The organism is Streptomyces sp. NPDC088725, from assembly GCF_044751305.1.
In the GTDB taxonomy this organism is placed as follows: domain Bacteria; phylum Actinomycetota; class Actinomycetes; order Streptomycetales; family Streptomycetaceae; genus Streptomyces.
The window spans coordinates 280,634-301,729 of sequence record NZ_JBIVLO010000002.1; the positions used below are offsets into that span (position 1 = coordinate 280,634).

At 70.9% G+C, this 21,096-nt stretch carries 16 protein-coding genes; 4 read left to right on the forward strand and 12 right to left on the reverse strand.

The window, feature by feature from the left end; all coding sequences use genetic code 11:
- Nucleotides 1–4: 4 nt before the first annotated feature.
- The 12 genes from pgeF to rsmH all read right to left on the reverse strand — a co-directional run bounded on the left by pgeF (nt 5) and on the right by rsmH (nt 14,840).
- The gene (pgeF, locus tag ACIP6N_RS05150) at nt 5–742 is read right to left on the reverse strand and encodes a peptidoglycan editing factor PgeF (RefSeq protein ID WP_401812997.1); all 738 of its coding nucleotides are present in this window, start codon (nt 740–742) and stop codon (nt 5–7) included.
- Nucleotides 739–1,950: a cell division protein FtsZ gene (gene ftsZ / locus ACIP6N_RS05155; RefSeq protein WP_401812998.1), complete on the reverse strand. Its 1,212-nt coding sequence runs from the start codon at nt 1,948–1,950 to the stop codon at nt 739–741. The genes pgeF and ftsZ overlap by 4 nt, the downstream gene beginning before the upstream one ends.
- 276 nt (nt 1,951–2,226) lie before the next feature.
- Nucleotides 2,227–3,015, reverse strand: coding sequence for a cell division protein FtsQ/DivIB (locus ACIP6N_RS05160; RefSeq protein WP_401812999.1), 789 nt, complete (start codon nt 3,013–3,015; stop codon nt 2,227–2,229).
- Nucleotides 3,016–3,043: 28 nt separating this feature from the next.
- On the reverse strand, nt 3,044–4,138 hold the full coding sequence (murG, locus tag ACIP6N_RS05165) for an undecaprenyldiphospho-muramoylpentapeptide beta-N-acetylglucosaminyltransferase (RefSeq protein WP_401813000.1): 1,095 nt from the start codon (nt 4,136–4,138) through the stop codon (nt 3,044–3,046).
- Nucleotides 4,139–4,144: 6 nt separating this feature from the next.
- Nucleotides 4,145–5,623 (reverse strand): putative lipid II flippase FtsW, encoded by a 1,479-nt coding sequence (ftsW, locus tag ACIP6N_RS05170; protein WP_401813001.1) that lies wholly within the window; start codon nt 5,621–5,623, stop codon nt 4,145–4,147.
- Between the two features lie 67 nt (nt 5,624–5,690).
- Nucleotides 5,691–7,100, reverse strand: coding sequence for a UDP-N-acetylmuramoyl-L-alanine--D-glutamate ligase (gene murD / locus ACIP6N_RS05175; RefSeq protein WP_401813003.1), 1,410 nt, complete (start codon nt 7,098–7,100; stop codon nt 5,691–5,693).
- On the reverse strand, nt 7,097–8,167 hold the full coding sequence (gene mraY, locus ACIP6N_RS05180) for a phospho-N-acetylmuramoyl-pentapeptide-transferase (RefSeq protein WP_401813004.1): 1,071 nt from the start codon (nt 8,165–8,167) through the stop codon (nt 7,097–7,099). Before mraY ends, murD begins: the two co-directional genes overlap by 4 nt.
- Entirely contained in the window at nt 8,164–9,597 is a 1,434-nt protein-coding gene (murF, locus tag ACIP6N_RS05185) for a UDP-N-acetylmuramoyl-tripeptide--D-alanyl-D-alanine ligase (RefSeq protein ID WP_401813006.1), read from the reverse strand. Before murF ends, mraY begins: the two co-directional genes overlap by 4 nt.
- 4 nt (nt 9,598–9,601) lie before the next feature.
- A complete protein-coding gene (locus tag ACIP6N_RS05190; protein WP_401813008.1) occupies nt 9,602–11,314 on the reverse strand; it encodes a UDP-N-acetylmuramoyl-L-alanyl-D-glutamate--2,6-diaminopimelate ligase in 1,713 nt (570 codons plus the stop codon).
- A 19-nt stretch (nt 11,315–11,333) separates the two neighbouring features.
- Nucleotides 11,334–13,271: a peptidoglycan D,D-transpeptidase FtsI family protein gene (locus ACIP6N_RS05195; protein WP_401813010.1), complete on the reverse strand. Its 1,938-nt coding sequence runs from the start codon at nt 13,269–13,271 to the stop codon at nt 11,334–11,336.
- A gap of 4 nt (nt 13,272–13,275) precedes the next feature.
- The gene (locus tag ACIP6N_RS05200) at nt 13,276–13,887 is read right to left on the reverse strand and encodes a septum formation initiator (RefSeq protein WP_401813012.1); all 612 of its coding nucleotides are present in this window, start codon (nt 13,885–13,887) and stop codon (nt 13,276–13,278) included.
- Nucleotides 13,884–14,840, reverse strand: a complete 957-nt coding sequence (gene rsmH, locus ACIP6N_RS05205; protein WP_401813014.1) for a 16S rRNA (cytosine(1402)-N(4))-methyltransferase RsmH — start codon at nt 14,838–14,840, stop codon at nt 13,884–13,886. The genes ACIP6N_RS05200 and rsmH overlap by 4 nt, the downstream gene beginning before the upstream one ends.
- A gap of 387 nt (nt 14,841–15,227) precedes the next feature.
- Between rsmH and ACIP6N_RS05210 the strand changes: the two genes are divergently transcribed.
- From ACIP6N_RS05210 to ACIP6N_RS05225, 4 genes are all read left to right on the forward strand, one after another.
- Nucleotides 15,228–15,791: a beta-class carbonic anhydrase gene (locus ACIP6N_RS05210; RefSeq protein WP_401813015.1), complete on the forward strand. Its 564-nt coding sequence runs from the start codon at nt 15,228–15,230 to the stop codon at nt 15,789–15,791.
- A gap of 223 nt (nt 15,792–16,014) precedes the next feature.
- The gene (locus tag ACIP6N_RS05215) at nt 16,015–17,061 is read left to right on the forward strand and encodes an AAA family ATPase (protein WP_401813016.1); all 1,047 of its coding nucleotides are present in this window, start codon (nt 16,015–16,017) and stop codon (nt 17,059–17,061) included.
- Complete coding sequence (locus ACIP6N_RS05220; protein WP_401813017.1) at nt 17,061–18,452, forward strand: DUF58 domain-containing protein; 1,392 nt, start codon at nt 17,061–17,063, stop codon at nt 18,450–18,452. The genes ACIP6N_RS05215 and ACIP6N_RS05220 overlap by 1 nt, the downstream gene beginning before the upstream one ends.
- Nucleotides 18,449–20,983, forward strand: coding sequence for a DUF3488 and DUF4129 domain-containing transglutaminase family protein (locus tag ACIP6N_RS05225; RefSeq protein ID WP_401813018.1), 2,535 nt, complete (start codon nt 18,449–18,451; stop codon nt 20,981–20,983). The genes ACIP6N_RS05220 and ACIP6N_RS05225 overlap by 4 nt, the downstream gene beginning before the upstream one ends.
- Nucleotides 20,984–21,096 lie beyond the last annotated feature (113 nt).

A 21,096-nucleotide genomic window follows, 5' to 3' on the forward strand; every position in this document is an offset into this window, starting at 1 on the left:
GGTATCAGTCCAGCCAGACATAGGCGGCGAGGCGCCCGGTGGTGCGATCGCGGCGGTACGAAAAATGATCGTCAGACTCCAAGGTGCAGACCTCGGAGGCATGCCGGTCGGTGATCCCGAGCGCGGCGAGCTGGGCGTGCACTCCCGCCGTCACGTCGACGGCCGGGGTGGCCCAACTGGTCTCGGACCAGGCCTCGGGAACGACCGCGGCGACCTCGTCGCGCATCGCGGCCGGAACCTCGTAGCAGCGCCCGCAGACGGCGGGTCCGGTACGGGCCGTGATCCTGGAGGGCTGTGCGCCGAGCGCGGTCATCGCCTCGACAGCGGCCGGCACGACGCCCGCCACCATCCCCGGGCGCCCGGCGTGCGCCGCCGCCACGACCCCGGCGACCGGATCGGCCAGCAGGACCGGGACGCAGTCCGCGGTCAGTACGGCGAGGGCGAGCCCCCCGCGTCCGGTGACGACGGCGTCCACCGCCGGGATGTCGGCCGAGCCCCAGGGACCGTCGACCACCGCCACGTCACGGCCGTGCACCTGGTTCATCCAGACCACCGAAACGGGGTCGAGCCCCAGGGACTTCGCCGCGATGTCCCGGTTGGCGAGAACGGCGGCCGGGTCGTCACCCACCGCACCGCCGAGGTTGAGCTGCCCATACGGAGCGGCGCTCACCCCGCCCCACCTGTCGGTGAAGGCGAAGTGCGCGCCGCTCGTGGAGCCCGCCGCTGCCTGCTGGACTATCACTTCAAGAAGTCCGGGACATCCAGCTCTTCGGCCTGGCTGTCCTGGTACGGACGGGCCGTCGGAACGTGCGCCGGGCTCACCGGCGGGAGCGGCTTCTCACTGGCCGCGGGGGCGGGCTCGGCCGGCGCCGGGCTCTCCTCGCGCGGGGGTACGGTGCCGAGGCCGCTGGTGGAGCGGCCGCTGTCCGAGGAGCGGGCCGCGCCCGTGTGTTCGTCCCGCTTGCCCGAAGCGCCGAGCACGGTCTCGCGGCGGGCCGGCGGCTGTCCGCCGTCGAAGCCCGCGGCGATGACGGTGACCCGCACCTCGTCGCCCAGGGCGTCGTCGATGACGGCGCCGAAGATGATGTTGGCCTCGGGGTGGGCCGCCTCGCTCACCAGCTGCGCCGCCTCGTTGATCTCGAAGAGACCGAGGTCGGAACCGCCGGAGATGGAGAGCAGCACCCCGCGGGCGCCGTCGATGGACGCTTCGAGCAGCGGCGAGGAGATCGCCATCTCGGCAGCGGCCACCGCGCGGTCGTCGCCGCGTGCCGAGCCGATGCCCATGAGTGCCGAGCCGGCCTCCGACATCACGGACTTGACGTCGGCGAAGTCGAGGTTGATCAGACCGGGGGTGGTGATGAGGTCGGTGATGCCCTGGACGCCCGAAAGCAGGACCTGGTCGGCGGACTTGAACGCGTCGAGCACGCTGACCTGGCGGTCCGAGATGGACAGCAGCCGGTCGTTGGGGATGACGATGAGGGTGTCGACCTCTTCGCGGAGTTCCGCGATGCCGTCCTCCGCCTGGTTCGCCCTGCGGCGGCCCTCGAAGGTGAACGGCCGGGTGACGACGCCGATCGTGAGCGCGCCGAGCGAGCGCGCGATGCCCGCCACGACGGGCGCGCCGCCGGTGCCGGTGCCGCCGCCCTCGCCCGCGGTGACGAAGACCATGTCGGCCCCCTTGAGGACCTCCTCGATCTCCTCGCGGTGATCCTCGGCCGCCTTGCGGCCGACCGCCGGATTGGCCCCGGCGCCGAGACCCCGGGTGAGTTCACGGCCGACGTCCAGCTTGACGTCGGCGTCGCTCATCAACAGGGCTTGCGCGTCCGTGTTGATGGCGATGAACTCGACGCCCTTGAGACCGACTTCGATCATCCGGTTGATGGCATTGACACCACCGCCGCCGACACCGATGACCTTGATGACTGCGAGGTAGTTCTGCGGTGCTGCCACGTCGAAGGCCTCTCGCCTCGAGTTACGTGTCTTCGCGGCGCTGTTGGTGCGCTGCGACGACTGATGCCGATGGGACGGTTCGAAACGCCGACCCAAACCCTAACGTTGAAGTTTAGGGTTATCAGTGTGTCCACTTCTTGGACTCTTCCGAACAGGACACTAAGTCGACAAGTGGCGCACGTTCAACGAACACGCCGAACCACCCGTTTTTCTTTTCACCCTATGTGATCACCCATAGCGCTGACCAACCAGGGTGGTGGCCAGCGGGTATGAGCGTCAACTCCCGGACGCGGCAGGAGCGGTGGGCGCGCTCACATCGAACTGATTCGCGTCAGGAACGGCCTTCATGAGCGCGGTGAGCGCACGCGCCTTGGCCGGCCCGTCCTCGGCGCTTCCCCACATGACCGTACGGCCGCCGCGCAGCTCCAGCGTGATCGAGTCGTACGAGCGGACCCGGACGGCCTTGGTGTCCTTGGCGATTCCACCAGGGAGTTCACGGCGCACCCGAACTGCTTCGAGCGCCAGACGGTCATTTCCGAAACGGCGCAGACTCGGTGAGTGATCCGCCGTCAGCTTCAGCAGCGGCACACCCCGGGGGGCATCCCCGACCGTGGCGAAACGGACCCCCTTGGAGTCCACTTCAATGAAGTCCGTGCCCTTCTCGATCAGCAGAACCGGTTTTCTTTCAGCCACTTTCAGGCCGATTCCATGCGGCCAGGAACGCACCACGTCGATCGAGTCGATACGCGGCAGCTTCCGCAGAACCCGGGCCTCAATCGCCCGGGTGTCGACGGAGATCAGCGGCGATCCGACCGGGACGGCCGCGGCCGCCTCCACCTGATCGCGGGTCAGCACGTCGGTGCCCGACGTGCTGACCCGTTTCACCCGCAGCCAGTTCGAGCCGTACAGCACCCACATGCCGGACCCGACGAACATCACCACGATGATCAATACGATCAACAGACGACCGCCAGGAAGTCGGAACCTACGAGCCGACGGACCTTCAGCACGGCCGGATTTCGCCCGCAGCCCCGCGTCACGCTCGGCGGTAGTCGGTCCGGCCATGCGCCCTGCCTCCCTGTAAAGGCCCGCCCTACGCCTGACGGCGTGCGGCGATCGCCTCGTAGACCATGCCGACAAGCAGGTCGTCGGCGTCCCTGCGGCCGAACTCGGAGGCCGCGCGGGACATCTCGTACAGCCGGTGCGGATCGGCGAGCACCGGGAGCACGTGGCTCTGCACCCACTCGGGAGTGAGTTCGGCGTCATCGACCAGCAGTCCGCCGCCCGCCTTCACCACCGGCTGGGCGTTGAGCCGCTGTTCGCCGTTGCCGATCGGCAGCGGCACGTACGCGGCGGGCAGCCCGACGGCGGAGAGTTCGGCGACGGTCATGGCGCCCGCGCGGCAGAGCATCATGTCGGCCGCGGCGTACGCGAGATCCATCCGGTCCACGTACGGTACCGGGATATAGGGCGGCATACCGGGCATGTTGTCCACGCGCGGCATTTCGTTCTTCGGTCCGACCGCGTGCAGGATCTGGATTCCGGAGCGCTGGAGCACCGGCGCGACCTGCTGGACCACCTCGTTGAGCCGGCGCGCGCCCTGCGAGCCGCCGGACACCAGCAGCGTCGGCAGGTTGGGGTCGAGACCGAAGGCGGCGCGCGCCTCGGGACGGACCTTGGCACGGTCCAGGAGGGCGATCGTGCGGCGCAGCGGGATGCCGATGTACCTGGCGTCCCGGAGCTTGCTGTCCGGGGTGGAGACGGCCACACCGGCCGCGTAGCGCGATCCGATCTTGTTGGCCAGTCCCGGCCGCGCGTTGGCCTCGTGGACGATGATCGGCACCCCGAGCCGCTTGGCCGCGAGATAGCCGGGCAGCGCCACGTAACCGCCGAAGCCGACGACGCAGTCGGCCTTCGTGCGCTCCAGGATCTGCTCGGCCGCCTTGATGGTGCCCCGAAGCCGTCCTGGGACGGTGATCAGTTCAGGTGTGGGCCTGCGCGGCAGGGGTACGGCGGGGATCAGTCCCAGCTCGTACCCGCGCTCGGGTACGAGCCTGGTCTCCAGACCGCGCTCCGTGCCGAGGGCCGTGATCCCCACGCTGGGGTCCTGCCTCCGCAGGGCGTCCGCGAGGGCGAGCGCCGGCTCGATGTGGCCGGCGGTCCCCCCGCCGGCGAGTACGACATGCACCGAAATTCACCGCTCTCCGGACGGACGCTTCTTGACGCGCCGTCTCATCGTCTTCCATCTCACCCCGGGCCTTCGCATGGCCAGGGCGCCTTTCGCCGCGGGATCCTCCCGCGCGAAAGCGATCAGCAGCCCGACAGCGAACATCGTGGGCAGCAGGGCCGACCCCCCGTAGGAGAACAGCGGGAGCGGGACTCCGGCGATCGGCAGAAGACCGAGCACCGCACCGATGTTGATCACGGCCTGCGCCGTGATCCAGGTGGTCACACCTCCCGCTGCGTACCTCACGAAGGGGTCCTCCGTGCGTCCGGCCACGCGGATACCCGCATAGCCTAGAGCCGCGAAGAGGGCGAGTACCGACAGCGTCCCCGCCAGGCCCAGTTCCTCCCCGGTGACGGCGAAAATGAAGTCGGTGTGCGGTTCGGGGAGTTGACCCCACTTTTCCACACTCGCGCCCAGCCCGGAACCGAACAGTCCGCCGGAAGCCAGAGCATAGATCCCGTGGACCGCCTGGAAGCACTCGCCGTTGGGGCCGAGTTCGATCGCCCCGACGCAGGCGAAGCGCGAGAGCCGGTTCTGGTTCGTGCTGATGAGCGTGAACCCGACCAGTCCCGCGACGGCGAGCACACCGGCGAAGAGCCGGGTGGGCGCCCCCGCCATCCAGAGGAGACCGAACAGGATCGCGGTGAGAATGATCGCCGTACCGAGGTCGCCGCCGAGCATGATCAGCCCGAGGACCATGAAGGTCACGGGGACCAGCGGCACGAGCAGATGCTTCCACTGGGCCAGCAGGCCCTTCTCCTGTTTGCGGGCGAGCAGGTCCGCGCCCCACAGGATCAGCGCCAGCTTGCCGAACTCACTGGGCTGGAGCTGGAACGGGCCGCCGAGCGAGATCCAGTTCTGGTTGCCGTTGACCGCGAGCCCTATCCCGGGAACCTGGACGAGGACCATCAGGAAGGCCGAACCCACCAGCAGGGGGTAGGCGAGCGCGCGGTGGAGCCCGATCGGCAACCGGGCGGCGAGCAGCAGCAGTCCGCCGCCGATGACGGCGGCGAGGAGCTGTTTGCGGAAGAAGTACGTGGCGGGCAGTGAGTACTGGAGCGCGTAGATGATCGAGGCGGAGTAGACCATCACCAGACCGAGCACGGTGATCAGCAGTCCGCTGCCGATGATCAGGTAGTACGCCGTGAGCGGCCGGTCCCAGGTGCGGCGCGCCTGTTCGTGGAGGCGGCGGATCCCGCCGCCTCGGGGCGCCCGCTGCCGCCCGGGCGTCCGGGCGCCGCCGCTCCCGCCGCGCCCGCGACGGGCGCCGGCGGGGCGGCGTACGGGCGAGCCCGGGGTACGGCCGCGCAGCGCCGCCCAGTGGCCGAGGCCGGGCGCGGGCGGTGTGTCCGTACCGGGTACTCCGGCGAGCGCCGAAGCTCGCGCGAAGTCTCTGTGGCGTACCGCGGGATGCGGGTCACGTCCCGCGGTGTCCTCGGCCGGCATCGTCGCTGTCCCCTCCAGTCGTGCCTGGCGCGGCTGCCGGGGCCCCTGGCGGCTGACCGCCGGTGTGTCAGGCGTGTTCGGCGGCGAGGGCGCGGACCGCGTCCGCGAACGCCTCGCCTCGCTTGTTGTAGTTGGCGAACATGTCCATCGAGGCACAGGCCGGGGCCAGCAGTACCGTATCCCCGGGCCGCGCGAGCCGCGCCGCTTCCCGGACCGCCGCCGGCATCGCCCCAGTGTCGGTCCGGTCGAGGTCCACGACCGGGACTTCGGGCGCGTGTCGCGCGAGGGCTTCCCTGATGAGCGCACGGTCAGCGCCGATCAGGACCACCCCGCGCAGCCGCTTCGCCGACCGCTCGACGAGTTCACCGAAGACCGCGCCCTTGGCCAGGCCGCCGGCGATCCAGACGATCGGGTCGTAGGCAGCCAGGGACGCCTCGGCCGCATGGGTGTTGGTGGCCTTGGAGTCGTCGATGTAACTGACGTCCGCGACATCCGCGACATGCTCGATGCGGTGGGCGTCGGGGCGGAAGGCGCGCAGTCCGTCCCGTACGGCCGCCGGTTCGACGCCGAAGGAGCGGGCCAGGGCCGCGGCGGCGAGCGCGTTGGCGATGTTGTGCGGGACGGCGGGGCTGACGTCGGAGACCTGGGCCAGCTCCTGTGCCTGTGCCTGCCGGTTCTCGACGAACGCGCGGTCGACCAGGATGCCGTCCACGACGCCGAGTTGGGACGGGCCCGGGGTGCCGAGAGTGAAGCCGATGGCCCGGCAGCCCTCTTCGACGTCGGCCTCGCGCACCAGGTCCTCGGTGGCCGGGTCGGCCGCGTTGTAGACGCAGGCGACCTGGTTGCCCTCGTAGACACGGCCCTTGTCGGCCGCGTACGCCGCCATGGAGCCGTGCCAGTCGAGGTGGTCGGGGGCGAGGTTGAGCACGGCCCCCGAGTGGGCGCGCACGCTCGGCGCCCAGTGCAGCTGGTAGCTGGAGAGTTCGACGGCGAGCACGTCGTACGTCTGCTCACCGGTAACCGCGTCGATGAGCGAGACACCGATGTTGCCGACGGCGGCCGTACGCAGCCCGGCCGCCTCCAGGATCGAGGCGAGCATCCTGACCGTCGTCGTCTTGCCGTTCGTGCCGGTGACGGCCAGCCAGGGGGCCGCGCCGGGCCCCCGCAGCCGCCACGCCAGCTCGACGTCGCCCCAGATCTCCACACCGGCCGCCCCGGCGGCCGCGAAGAGCGGCTTGCCGGGCTGCCAGCCGGGAGCGGTGACGACCAGTTCGGTGCCCTCGGGGAGGGTCGCGCCGTCGCCCAGGCGCACCGTGACGCCGAGCTGTTCCAGCTCGGCGGCCTGGGCGCGGGAGCGCTCGTCGTCCCCGTCGTTGACGACGGTCACCTCGGCGCCGAGGCCGCGCAGCACGCGGGCCGCCGGGATCCCGGAGACACCGAGACCCGCGACGGTGACCCGCTTGCCGTGCCAGTTCACTTCTGGGCCGCCCAGCCGGCGTAGAAGAGGCCGAGGCCCACGATCACGCACATGCCCTGGATGATCCAGAAGCGGACCACGACAAGGACTTCGGACCAGCCCTTGAGTTCGAAGTGGTGCTGGAGTGGCGCCATCCGGAAGACGCGCTTGCCGGTCGTCTTGAACGAACCGACCTGGATGACCACGGACATGGTGATCAGGACGAACAGACCGCCCAGCAGCGCGATCAGGAACTCGGTGCGCGAGCAGATCGCGAGACCCGCGAGCGCGCCGCCGAGCGCGAGTGATCCGGTGTCACCCATGAAGATCTTGGCGGGTGAGGTGTTCCACCACAGGAAGCCGAAGCACGAGCCCATCAGGGCCGAGGCGACGACCGCGAGATCGAGTGGATCACGCACCTCGAAACAGGCGTTGGGGTTGGTCAGGGTCGCCGCGTTGGCGCAGGACTCCTGGAACTGCCACAGCCCGATGAAGGTGTACGCGCCGAACACCATCACCGACGCGCCGGTGGCCAGACCGTCCAGACCATCCGTCAGGTTCACGCCGTTCGACATGGCGAGAATCATGAACAGCGCCCAGACCACGAACAGCACCGGGCCGATCGACCAGCCGAAGTCCATGACGAACGACAGCTTGGTGGAGGCCGGGGTGAGACCGCGGGTGTCGGCGAACTGGAGCGCGAGCACCGCGAAGGCGATGCCCACGATCAGCTGGCCCGCCATCTTCGCCTTGGCCCGCAGGCCCAGCGAACGCTGCTTCACGATCTTGATGTAGTCGTCGAGGAATCCGACGACGCCCATTCCCGTCATCAGGAACAGGACCAGCACACCCGAGAAGCGGAACTGCTCACCCGTGATCACCTTCGCCGCGACGTACGCGACGAGGGTGGCCAGGATGAAGGCGATCCCGCCCATCGTGGGCGTGCCCTTCTTGCTGCCGTGCGTACGTGGGCCATCGTCCCTGATGAACTGGCCGTATCCCTTGCGGGCCAGCAGCTTGATCAGCAGCGGGGTTCCCACGAGGGTCAGGAAGAGCCCGATGGCCCCTGCGAAGAGGATCTGCCTCATCGGCCGGAAACCTCGCCCTCGGTGGCGTTCTCGAGCAGCGCCGTGGCGATCCGCTCGAACCCTGCCGACCTGGAAGCCTTCACCAGCACGACGTCTCCCGGACGCAGTTCACTGCGCAACAGGTCGACCGCCGCCTGCGCGTCGGACACGTGCACCGACTCCTCACCCCACGAACCCTCGTTGTAAGCGCCCAGACGCAGCCAGGACGCTTCCCTGCCCCCGACTGCCACGAGCTTGCTGACGTTGAGCCGGACGGCGAGCCGTCCGACGGCGTCGTGCTCGGCGAACGAGTCGTCACCCAGCTCGGCCATCGGGCCGAGCACCGCCCACGTGCGTCCCCCCGTGGCCTGTGCGGCACTGCCCATGGCGACCAGCGCACGGAGCGCTGCTTTCATGGATTCGGGGTTCGCGTTGTAGGCGTCGTTGACGATCGTCACGCCGTCCGCGCGCTCGGTGACCTCCATACGCCAGCGGGAGAGGGTCCCCGCTTCGGAGAGCGCATCGGCGATCTCGTCGACGGACATTCCCAACTCATGGGCGACGGCGGCCGCGGCGAGCGCGTTCGACACGTGGTGCTCACCGTACAGCCGCAGTGTCACGTCCCTGCACCCGGAGGGTGTTCGAAGACCGAACGCGGCCTGTCCGGACGCCGTGAGGTGGACGTTCTCTGCCCGTACGTCTGCTTCGCCCGACTCTCCGAAGAGCAGAACGCGGGCCTTGGTGCGCGATTTCATGGCGCGGACGAGGGGGTCGTCGGCGTTGAGTACGGCCACACCGCCCTGCTCGGCCGGCGGCAGCGACTCGACCATTTCGCCCTTTGCCTGGGCGATCTGCTCACGGCCGCCGAACTCGCCGATGTGGGCGGTGCCGACGTTCAGTACGAGGCCGACCCGCGGCGGGACGAGTCCGGTGAGGTAGCGGATGTCGCCGATGTAGCGGGCGCCCATCTCCAGGACGAGGTAGCGGGTGTCCTCGACGGAGCGCAGAGCGGTGATCGGCAGCCCGATCTCGTTGTTGAGATTGCCCTCCGGCCAGATGGTGGGCCCTCTGCGTTGCAGCAGCTGGGCGATGAGGTCCTTGGTGCTGGTCTTGCCCGCGGAACCGGTGAGCGCGACGACGGTGGCGCCCAGGCGTTCCACGACGGCTTTGGCGAGGGCGCCGAGGGCCTGCACGACGTCGTCGACGACCAGGACGGGGACGCCGTCGAGGGGACGGGTGGCCAGGACGGCCACCGCGCCCCCGTCGACGGCCCGGCGCGCGTAGTCGTGGCCGTCGACGCGCTCGCCCGCGAAGGCGGCGAACAGGCTGCCCGCCTCGACCTTGCGGGAGTCGTAGACGACGGGGCCTGTGACACATACGGCCGGATCGGGTATGTCGTGGGACTGCCCGCCGACGATGGCGGCGATCTCGGCGAGGGAGAGGGCGATCACTGGGTCATCCCTGACTGTTGTTCTCGTGGGGGTGCTCGTGACGTGGCTGTGCGCTGAGAGAACGCTCGATGGCCTGGCGCAGGACACGGCGGTCGTCGAAGGGCCGTACCACTCCGGCGATGTCCTGGCCCTGCTCGTGGCCCTTCCCGGCGATCAGTACGGTGTCGTCGGCCGCGGCGCGGGAGACCACCGAGGCGATCGCGGACGCGCGGTCGGCGTCGACCAGGACGGTGCCGCGCTCGTGGATGGGGACCTCGGCCGCGCCCGCGAGCATGGCGGCGAGGATCGCGAGCGGGTCCTCGGAGCGCGGGTTGTCGGAGGTGAGTACGGCGGTGTCGGCGAGCCGGGCGGCGGCCGCGCCCATCGGTCCGCGCTTGAACTGGTCGCGGTCGCCGCCGCAGCCGAGCACGAGGTGGATCCGGCCCTTGGTGACCTTGCGCAGCGAGCGCAGCACCGACTCCACGGCGTCCGTCTTGTGCGCGTAGTCGACGACGGCGAGGTACGGCTGTCCCGCGTCCACCCGCTCCAGCCGGCCGGGCACACCCGGGACCGCGGCGACGCCGTCCGCGGCGGTCTGCGGGTCGATCCCGGCGACGGCGAGGGTGACGATCGCGGCCAGGGTGTTGGCGACGTTGAAGGGGCCGGGCAGCGGGGCCCAGGCGGTGATCCGCTCGCCCTCAGGTCCCACGGCGGTGAACGTGGAGCTGTGCGGGCCGAGTTCGACGTCCTCGGCCCGCCAGTCGGCGTCCGGGTGGCCCTCCGTGGAGAAAGTGGTGAGCGGTACGGACGCCTCGGTGATGAGCCTGCGGCCGTACTCGTCGTCGAAGTTGACGACGCCCTTCCTGCTGCGCCGCTCGGTGAACAGCTGCGCCTTGGCCTGGAAGTAGTCCTCCATGCCGGAGTGGAACTCCATGTGCTCCGGGCTGAGGTTGTTGAAGACGGCGACGTCGAACACGCAGCCGTCGACCCGGCCGAGCACCAGCGCGTGGCTGGAGACCTCCATGGCGACGGACTGGACTCCGCGCTCGCGCATGACCGCGAAGAGCGCCTGGAGGTCGGTGGCCTCCGGGGTGGTGCGCTCCGATTTGATGCGCTCGTCGTCGATCCGCATCTCGACGGTGCCGATGAGCCCGGTGCGGTGGCCGGCGCCGCGCAGCCCGCCCTCGACGAGATACGCCGTGGTGGTCTTGCCCGAGGTGCCGGTGATACCGATCTGGAGCAGGTCGCGCCCGGGGCGTCCGTAGATCCCGGCGGCGAGTTCGCCCATGACGGCGCGCGGGTCGGGAGCGAGCAGCACGGGCAGTCCGGTCGCCGCCGCGCGCTCGGCGCCCGACGGGTCCGTCAGAACGGCTGCCGCGCCCAGCTCGGCGGCCTGGTTGGCGAAGTCGGCCCCGTGGAGGCGGGCGCCGGGGAGGGCGGCGTACACGTCTCCGGGGCGTACCGCCCGTGAGTCGTGGGTGATGCCCGTCGCCTCTCCCGGGCCCGGCGCCTCGGCGCCCACCTGGGCAGCCAGCTCCGCGAGGGAGATCGGTCGGACCCGGTCCGGGCGGGGTGTCCCCGGCTGGTTCACAGGGGCGTCCTCAGGGGTGGTTCGGTACTGGTCAGCGTCTGGCACGGCGGTGAGCGTACCGGGCTCGGCGGGCGCCGGGCGAAGTGAGGGGGGCTGCTGCCCGGAGGGTTCTTCGCGGTTCCCGGAATCGGGGGTGATGGTTGTCACTGAGGCGTTCCCTGGGGGGTCACTCGCCGGGCTTGAAGGTGACCGGCAGCTTGGGGGTTTCGCTGCCGGTCGGTGCGACCTGCAGCGTCTTGAGCGCGAACTCCATGACCTTCTTGTAGATCGGTCCGCAGATGGATCCGCCGAAGTAGGAGCCCTTGGTGGGGTTCTGGATGGCGCAGTAGACGGTGAGCTGGGGATCGTCGGCGGGCGCGAAGCCGGCGAAGGAGGCCGTGTAGCCCTTGTAGCGGCCCAGTACGGGATCCACCCGGTTGGCCGTGCCGGTCTTGCCCGCGACGCGGTAGCCGGGGATCTTGGCGGCCGTGCCCGTGCCCTCCTCGTCGCCGACGACCGACTCCAGCATGGTGGCGACCGTCCTGGCCGTGCGCTCGCTGACCACGCGGGTCTTCTTGGGCGCGTCGGCCGGGGTGAAGTGGCCGTCGGGGCCGCGCGTGCCGCGGATGAGGGTGGGTGCTACGCGTACGCCGCCGTTGGCGACGGTCGAGTACACGGACGCGGCCTGCATGGCGTTGAGCGACAGCCCCTGGCCGAAGGGGATCGTGTACTGCTGCGAGGTGGACCAGTCCTGCGGTTTCGCGAGGATGCCCTGGGTCTCGCCCGGGTAGCCGAGGCCGGTGGGCCGGCCGATGCCGAATTTGTTCAGGTACGAGTAGAGCACCGTGTTGGCCTGCGGCTGGGTCTTGCCCAGCTGCCCGGTCGCCAGGATGGTGCCGATGTTGCTGGACTTGGCGAGGACGCCGTTGAGCGTCAGGTTCCAGGTCGGGTGGTCGATGTCGTCCTTGAAGAGACGGTCGCCGCGGTGCAGCCGGTTGGGGACGACGACATGGGTGGAGGGGGTGGCGGCCTTCTCCTCCAGCACGGCGGCCATGGACATGACCTTGGCGGTGGAGCCGGGTTCGTACACGTCCTGGAGCGCCGCGTTGCCCATGGCGGCCGCGTTGGCCTCGGAGAGGTCGTTGGGGTCGAAGCCGGGGGCGTTGGCCATGGCGAGGACCTCGCCGGTCCTGGTGTTCTGGACCACCACATAGCCGCGGTCGGCCTTGGACTTGGTCACCTGGTCGGCGATGGCCCGCTGGGCCGCCCACTGGATGTCCCGGTCGATGGTCAGCTCGATGTCGGAGCCGGGGACCGCGGGCTTCTCCTGGGATCCGGCGGTGGGCACTCTGCGGCCGCCGGACTGGGTGTACGTGATCTGTCCGTCCTTGCCCGCGAGTTCCTGGTCGAGCATGGATTCCACACCACCGGCGCCCCGGCCCGCCGCGTTGACGTAACCCACTATCCCGGCGGCGAGATCGCCGTTGGGATACACCCGCTTGGTGCTCGGCTCCATGAAGACGCCGGCCAGGACGTTGACGCCTTTGCCGCCGGCGCTCTTGTCGTTGCTCGCCTTTCCGGCGAGTACGCCCCTGAGGTCCTTGATCTGGTTCCAGACCTGCGGCGTCTGCCGGGTGGCCAGCACGGTGTAACGGGACTTGGGGGCCTTCAGCTTCCTGACCAGGTCGTCGGCGTCCTTGCCGATGATCGGGGCGAGGAGCCCCGCGGCCTGTTCCGGGACGTCGGCGGCCTTGGTGAAGGCGGGCGAGAACATCATGGGGTCGGCGATGATGTTGTACGCGTCGACGCTGGTGGCGAGTGCGGTGCCCGCGCGGTCGGTGATCTCGCCGCGCTCCGCCGCGATGGTCTGCGTGAAGAAGCGGTTCTTGTCCGCCTTGGCCGCGTAGGCGCTGGCGTCGACGGCCTGCACCTGGAGGAGCCGGACAACGAAGATCATCATCACGACGGTCAGACCGAGGCTCACCAGCCGCAGCCGGGGGCGCGGGCTGCCGAGTCTGATCTTCTGCACGGGACGGGCCGCCGGGCGCCCGGGGGGCCGCGAGCGGCCGTTGCCGGGGCGTGCGGGGCCCGGTACGCGGCGGCGCGGTGGTTCCTTGGAGGGCACTGCGTCACCTGCCGGGAGTCGTCGGGGCCGGGCCGCCGGACGGCTGCGCCGGGGCGGAGGTGAAGGACGCCGGGCTGTGCGCCGGTCCGGGCACGGAGCCGGGCGTCGGGCCGGGCGTGGAGCCCGGGGCCGGGACGGGCGTCGGGCCCGGGGTGGTGCCGGACGTGGCGCCGGCCGTCGGGCCCGGGGTGGCCGAGGAGGTCAGGGGCGGGGCCGCCGCCATGACGGACGGGTGCCCGGGCGGCGGCGTGGGCGCGGCTTCCGGAACTCCCTGGACTCCCCCGTCGGGCTTCAGGAAGGCGGGGCTGCCTCCGGGCACCATGCCGAGTTCCCGGGCCCGGCGCTCCAGGGCGTAGGGCGCGGAGCGGTCGTCCACGTCGCGCTGCAGCGCCTGCTGTTCGTCCGTCAGGTCGGTGGTCTGCTTCTTCAGCGCGCTGAGCTTGAACGACCCCTCGTTGAGCGAGGAGTTCAGCAGCAGCAGCGTGATCAGACCACCGCCGAGGAGCAGGACGACCAGCAGCACGAAGGGGGTGCGCGCCGCCGAGTTGGGCCCGGACGGCATCAGCTGGGCGAGCCGGGCCGCCCGCCCCTTCAGCTGCTTGGCCGGTCCGCTCACGAAGCGTCCTCCCGGATCCGCCGCGCCCCCCGCAGCCGGGCCGGAGCGGCCCGGCGGTTCTCCGCGACCTCTTCCTCCGTGGGCAGTTCCGCGCCGCGGGTGAGCAGGGCGAGGCGGGGCTGGTACCGCTCGGGGACGACCGGCAGACCGGGCGGCGCGGTGTTGGCGGCCCCGGCCGCGAAGACCTGCTTGACCAGGCGGTCTTCCAGCGAGTGGTACGAGAGGACAGCGATGCGGCCGCCGACGGCGAGGGTCTTCACCGCTGCGGGGATCGCGTGTTCCAGCACGGACAGCTCACCGTTGACCTCGATGCGCAACGCCTGGAAGGTGCGTTTCGCGGGGTTGCCGCCGGTGCGCTTGGCGGCCTGCGGGAGCGCGTCGCGGATCAGCTCGACGAGCCGGGCGCTGTGCGAGAAGGGTTCCTTCTCGCGCTCCCTGACGACGGCCGAGACGATCCGCTTGGCCTGCTTCTCCTCGCCGTAGGCGCGCAGGATCCGCACCAGTTCGCCGGGCGGATAGGTGTTCAGGACCTCGGCGGCGCTGACTCCCGCGCTCTGGTCCATCCGCATGTCGAGCGGGGAGTCCTGGGAGTAGGCGAAGCCGCGGTCGGCCTCGTCCAGCTGCATGGAGGAGACGCCGAGGTCGAAGAGCACGCCCTGGACCTTGGGGATCCCCAGCCTGGCCAGCACCTCGGGCAGTTCGTCGTAGACGGCGTGCACGAGGGTGGCCCGGTCGCCGTGGACGGCGAGGCGTTCGCCGGAGAGGCGCAGCGCCTCCTTGTCGCGGTCGAGCGCGATCAGCCGTACCGCCGGGAAGGTGGAGAGCAGCGCCTCACTGTGTCCACCGAGGCCGAGCGTGCAGTCGACGACGACCGCGCCTGGCTCGGCCAGCGCGGGGGCGAGCAGGTCCAGGCACCGCTGGAGCATCACCGGTACGTGTCGGGCCTGGTTCATGCGCCCCTCTCAGGTCCGGCACGGCTGTACGTACTGCCGGGTCCCCGCCCGCTCAGAAGGGGAGATCCGCCGGCGCCGGGAAGGGCGTCGGCCGACCGCGAGCGGGAGGAGGCCGAGCCGCACGTACGCCGCACACGCGCGGAAAATTGGGATGTGTTCAGGACGGGTCCGTGAACTTCGCGTCACTTTAGTCCACTCGTCCTTCCGGTCAATCAACCGGCCAGCGCGTCGCGCGGGTCACTCCGGACGGAGAGAAAGACACCGAGGGTCACCCGATCGGGCGAGCCGGCCTCGCTCGTGTGGGTTAGGTCACACCAGGTCACGTTGATGTTCTTTGTCCCGTCGGACCACCGGCTTCCACGGGGAGTGAGCATTACCGTTATAGGTATGTCGACATCCGCACACCTCCCCGCAGAGTCAGCAGAGACCCACGCCGGGGCGACGCCCGCCGGCGGGACCGTCACCGACCGGCTCGTCGCAGCCAACAGCCGTTACGCGTCGGAGTTCACCGATCCCGGCATGGACGCACGTCCGGTCCTGCGGGTGGCCGTGGTCGCCTGCATGGACGCCAGGCTCGATCTGCACGGCGCCCTCGGCCTCTCGCTCGGCGACTGCCACACCATCCGCAACGCGGGCGGGGTCGTCACCGACGACGTCATACGCTCACTCACCATCAGCCAGCGCGCGCTCGGCACCCGCAGCGTCGCCCTCATCCACCACACGGGCTGCGGCATGCAGACCATCACCGAGGAATTCCGGCACGACCTGGAGCTCGAGGTCGGCCAGCGCCCCGCCTGGGCGGTGGAGGCGTTCCGTGACGTCGAGCAGGACGTACGGCAGTCGATGCAGCGCGTACGGACGTCCCCGTTCCTGCCTCACACCGACGACGTCCGCGGCTTCGTCTTCGACGTGAAGACAGGGCTGTTGACCGAGGTAGACCCCGCTTCCTGACTCCCCGGTCCGGTGTCACACCCATCAAAACAGGGCCGATAAGGCCACAAAGCGCGTCATATCCCACCTACTTATCCACAGGCGAGTGACACGAAGCGTTAACGGCAACAAGAATGTGGCTGTGACAGCGGGCCGGGACCTTCCTGGAACGGTGTGTGAATTCTGGGGTGGGCCGGGCCGTCCGATGAGCTCCGGCCCGGATGGAAGGGCCGAGGAGGGCCGGGTGACGACCTATGACGATCGAGCGAGCCTCACTGATCTGACCACCACAGCGGAGCGGGTACGCGCGTCGGTGGAAGGTGTGATCGAGGGCAAGCCTGAGGTCGTACGGCTTTCGCTGACCGTGCTGCTCGCCGAGGGGCATCTGCTGATCGAAGATGTCCCCGGCGTGGGCAAGACCATGCTGGCGAAGGCGCTCGCGCGCTCCATCGACTGTTCGGTGCGGCGTATTCAGTTCACTCCCGACCTGCTGCCCTCGGACATCACCGGGGTGTCCATCTACGACCAGCAGCGCAGGGACTTCGAGTTCAAGCCGGGTGCGATCTTCGCGCAGATCGTGATCGGCGACGAGATCAACCGCGCCTCGCCCAAAACCCAGTCGGCGCTGCTGGAGTCGATGGAGGAGCGCCAGGTCACCGTCGACGGGCAGACGTATGAACTGCCCAGTCCTTTCATGGTGGTGGCCACGCAGAACCCGGTGGAGATGGAGGGCACCTATCCCCTGCCCGAGGCGCAGCGCGACCGTTTCATGGCCCGGGTGTCGATCGGTTACCCGAGCCCAGAGGCCGAGTTGCAGATGCTGGACGTGCACGGCGGGCTCTCCCCGCTGGACGACCTCCAGCCGGTGGCCCACGCGCACGACATCGTGAAGCTGATCGACGCGGTGCGTACGGTGCATGTCGCCGACGCCGTACGGCGCTACGCGGTCGAACTGGTGGGTGCGACCCGCCATCACCCCGATCTCAGGCTCGGGGCCTCCCCGCGCGCGACGCTGCATCTGCTGCGCGCGGCGAAGGCCTCCGCGGCTCTGAACGGCCGGGAGTACGTGCTTCCCGACGATGTGCAGGCCCTGGCCTCCGCGGTGCTCGCGCACCGGCTGCTGCCCACCGCCCAGGCCCAGTTGAACCGCCGTACCGCCGAGCAGGTCGTGCAGGAGATCCTTCAGCGCACCCCGGTGCCCACAGCGGACGGGAGCGCCCGCACCCTGGGCCGCCAGGGGAACGGCGGACAGCTCTACGGCCGGCAGCCGCCCGGCGCACGGCGGTTGTGATGGCCCGCGGGGGGCCGGCCGTCTCCGACGGCGGGGACGGCGACGACAGCGAGAGCAGCGGGGGCGGGGACGGACTGCGGGGCGTCCTCGAGGGTCTGACGACGCGCGGCAGATCGTTCTTCGCCGCCGGTGTCGCGGCGGCGGCCTGCGCCTATGTGCTCGGCCAGCCGGATCTGCTGCGGGTGGGGCTGCTGCTCGCCGCGCTGCCACTGGTCTGCGTGGCCGTCCTGTACCGCACGCGCTACCGGGTGGCGGCCACCAGACGTCTGGCCCCCTCCCAGGTCCCGGCGGGGTCCGAGGCCCGGGTGCGTCTGCGGCTGGACAATGTGTCGCGGCTGCCCACCGGCCTGCTGATGGTGCAGGACCACGTGCCGTACGTACTGGGCCCGCGCCCCCGGTTCGTCCTCGACCGTGTGGAGCCGGGTGGCCGCCGCGAGGTGTCCTACCGGGTCCGCTCCGACCTGCGCGGGCGCTACCCGCTCGGACCGCTGCAACTGCGGCTGAGCGACCCCTTCGGGATGTGCGAACTGACCCGCGCCTTCACCGCGTTCGACACCCTGACCGTCGTGCCGCGCACCGAGCCGCTGCCACCGGTGCGGCTCGCGGGCGACTCCTCCGGACATGGAGACGGTCGGCAGCGCTCACAGGCGCTGGCCGGCGAGGACGACACGATCCCGCGCGGTTACCGCCACGGAGACGATCTGCGCCGCGTGCACTGGCGCTCCACAGCCCGCCACGGCGAGCTGATGGTGCGCCGCGAGGAGCAGCCGCGGCGTGCCAGGTGCACGGTGCTGCTGGACACCCGGCGGGCCGCCTACCAGGGCGCCGGCCCCGGCTCCGCCTTCGAGTGGGCGGTGTCCGGCGCCGCCTCCGCGCTGCTGCACATGCTCCAGCAGGGCTTCGCCGTAAGGCTGCTGACGGACGCGGGCACCGCGGTGCCGGGCCCGGGCGAGGCGGCGGACGGCTACGCGGGAGCCGGCCAGGAGACGGCGGAGACAGCGGGACTGATGATGGACACCCTCGCGGTCGTCGGCCATTCGACGGGCACGGACCTCTCCCCCTCGTACGACGTGCTGCGTGGGGGGACCGAAGGTCTGCTGGTGGCCTTCTTCGGTGATCTCGACGAAGATCAGGCCGCCGTGGCGGCCCGTATGCGCCAACGCAGCGGCGCGGCCGTCGCGTTCGTGCTCGACAGCGCCGGCTGGGTGCGGGGAGCCGGTGGCCCCGGCCCTGTGGAGGAGCGGCTGAGGCCGCTCCGGGAAGCGGGCTGGACCGTTCTCGCGGTCCCCTCGGGAGCCTCGCTGCCCGAGCTGTGGCAGCAGGCCTCGCGGGAGCGTTCGGAGCCCGCCGTCCCCGGCGGCGCGACAGGCTTCTCCGGAGGATGGTCATGAGTGGTCGTACGAGAGTGGCCCTGTGCGCCTATACGGCCACGCTGCTGGCGGCGGCCTCCCTGCTGCCGCTGGTCGACTCGGCCGGCTGGCTGGCGGAGGCCGCTCTCCTGGTGGCGATCACCAGCGGGGCCGGCGCCCTGCTACGGCGGGTGCCGCTGCCCAGGCCCGCGACCGTCCTGGTCCAGGCCGTGCTCGCTCTGCTGCTGCTCACGGTGGCCTTCGCCGGACAGCAGGCGTTCCTCGGCGTACTGCCGTCACCGGCGGTCGTCCAGGAGTTCGGCCGGCTGCTGACGACGGGTGTCGAGGACGTCGGGCGGTACGCCATCCCCGCCCCGGCCGGCGACGGCATCAGGCTGATGCTCGTGGGCGGTGTCCTGGTCATCGGGCTCACGGTCGACGCGCTCGCGGTGACCTTCCGCAGCGCGGCCCCCGCAGGCCTTCCGCTGCTCGCGCTCTACTCGATCGCCGCCGGGCTCTCCACCGGCACGTGGGACTGGCTGTGGTTCCTGCTCGCGGCCTGCGGCTACCTGCTGCTGCTCCTGGCCGAGGGCAGGGACAGGCTCTCCCAGTGGGGGCGGGTGTTCGGCGGCCCGCCGGGGACACCGAACAGCGCGTCCGCCGGTCCTGGCGTCCCCGGCGACCGCGCACCGGCCCCGGCACGCACCGGGCGGCGGATCGGAGTGCTGACCCTCGGGATCGCGCTGGCGGTCCCGGCCGCCCTGCCCTCCCTGGGCGGCGGGCTGCTCGCGGGCACCGGCCCCGGAACCGGCTCAGGAGGCGCGGGTGGAGGCACGATCTCCGCGGTGAACCCTCTGGTCTCCCTCCAGAATGATCTCAACCAGCCGGAGAACCGCGAGGCCCTGCGGTACAAGACCAACGCGGTGACCACCGAGGATCTGTATCTGCGGATCATGTCGCTGGACAAGTTCGACGGGACGTCCTGGCGGTTCTCGCAGCGGGACGTCAAGGACGTACCCGACCGGCTTCCCGGCACCCCGGGGCTCGGCGCCGACGTGAGTACCACCGAGATCGAGACCAATCTGACGGCCGCGCAGTGGTACGGGCAGAACTACCTGCCGATGCCGTATCCCGCGACCCGGGTCGCGGTGGACGGCCGCTGGCGCTTCGAACCCGTCGGCAGAACCCTGGTGGGCGACCGCGGCCAGTCGACGCGCGGCGCCCGGTACACGGTCGACAGCCTCCTGGTGAACCCGACCCGGGATCAGCTCGCTTCGGCGCCCGAGGCCCCCTCGGCCCTGCTCCGTGAGTACACGCAGCTCCCCACGGCCCTGCCCTCGGTCGTCCGTCGAACCGCGGAAGAGGTCACCGCGGGAGCGACGAACAACTACGAGCGGGCCGTGGAACTGCAGGACTGGTTCGCGGTGGACGGCGGCTTCCGCTACGACACCAGCGTGGAAACGGGCACCGGTGTCAACGCGATCACCCGCTTCCTCCAGGACAAGGAGGGCTTCTGCGTCCACTTCTCGTTCACGATGGCCGCGATGGCCCGCACGCTCGGCATACCGGCCCGCGTCGCGGTGGGCTTCACGCCCGGTACGGCGCAGCCGGACGGCAGCGTGTCGGTCGGGCTGCGGGACGCGCACGCATGGCCCGAGCTGTACTTCGAAGGGGTCGGCTGGACCCGGTTCGAGCCCACCCCGAGCCGGGGCAGCGCCCCCGGCTACACGCGTGAGGACACCCCGTCCGGTGGCGCGGCCGATCCGCAGCAGCCGGACGCCACCGCTTCCACGGCGCCGTCGGCCGCGCCTTCCGCCCCGGCGAGCTGCGACGCCCGGGAGAAGACGCCGGCGAACTGCGGCGCGGCCGCCGCACCGGGTGAGGCAACGCCGGGCGATTCCGGGACGTCCGCCCGGGCCGTGGTGCTGATCGTGCTGAGCGCGGTGGCACTGCTGCTGCTCCTCGCGCTGCCCCTGCTGTGGCGGCTGCGGGTACGGGCACGGCGCCTCGGCTCAGGCGGCCACGCGTCCCCGCCGGCCACCAGGCCGGGCGGGGAGGACCGGTGGGAATCCGCCGGCGGGTCCGTCCTGGGCGCTGTGGACCCACACGCGGCAGAGGAGGAGGTGGCCAGGGCCCGGGCGGTGACGGCGCGGACGCTGGCGGCCTGGCGGGAGATCACCGACACGGCCTGGGATCACGGCATCACGCCGGACAACTCGCGGACGCCCCGGAAATCCGCCGCCAGGATCGTACGGCTCGGCCGGCTGGACCCGCCCGCCGCGGATGCGGTGCACCGGGTCGCCGGCTCCGTCGAGCAGGTGCTGTACGCACCCGTGCCGCTCGCCGCCGCGGATCTGACCGCTGACACCGAGCGGGTACGGGAAGGGCTGCACGCGTCGGCCGACCGGTGGACGCGGATACGCGCACTCCTCGCGCCACGTTCGGCCATTCGAGTGATCTGGGCGTTCTCGGCGCGTTGGACCGCACTTACGGGCCGCTGGGGTGTAAAGCGCTCCGGCCTCGGCGACAGGACAGCCCGGATGCGACGGTGGCCGGCACGTCAGCGGGGCTGAGCCCGGGGCGGGTCCGAGGGTCCGAGGGTCCGAGGGTCCGAGGGTCCGAGGGTCCGAGGGTCCGAGGGTCCGAGGGTCCGAGGGTCCGAGGGTCCGAGGGTCCGAGGGTCCGA

Excerpts from the sequence above, each read along its gene's own strand:
- ACIP6N_RS05160 (WP_401812999.1), bottom strand. The coding sequence starts at position 3,015 with ATGGCCGGACCGACTACCGCCGAGCGTGACGCGGGGCTGCGGGCGAAA.
- ftsW (WP_401813001.1), bottom strand. The coding sequence starts at position 5,623 with ATGCCGGCCGAGGACACCGCGGGACGTGACCCGCATCCCGCGGTACGC.
- mraY (WP_401813004.1), bottom strand. The coding sequence starts at position 8,167 with ATGAGGCAGATCCTCTTCGCAGGGGCCATCGGGCTCTTCCTGACCCTC.
- rsmH (WP_401813014.1), bottom strand. The coding sequence starts at position 14,840 with ATGAACCAGGCCCGACACGTACCGGTGATGCTCCAGCGGTGCCTGGAC.
- ACIP6N_RS05210 (WP_401813015.1), top strand. The coding sequence starts at position 15,228 with ATGTCGACATCCGCACACCTCCCCGCAGAGTCAGCAGAGACCCACGCC.
- ACIP6N_RS05220 (WP_401813017.1), top strand. The coding sequence starts at position 17,061 with ATGGCCCGCGGGGGGCCGGCCGTCTCCGACGGCGGGGACGGCGACGAC.
- ACIP6N_RS05225 (WP_401813018.1), top strand. The coding sequence starts at position 18,449 with ATGAGTGGTCGTACGAGAGTGGCCCTGTGCGCCTATACGGCCACGCTG.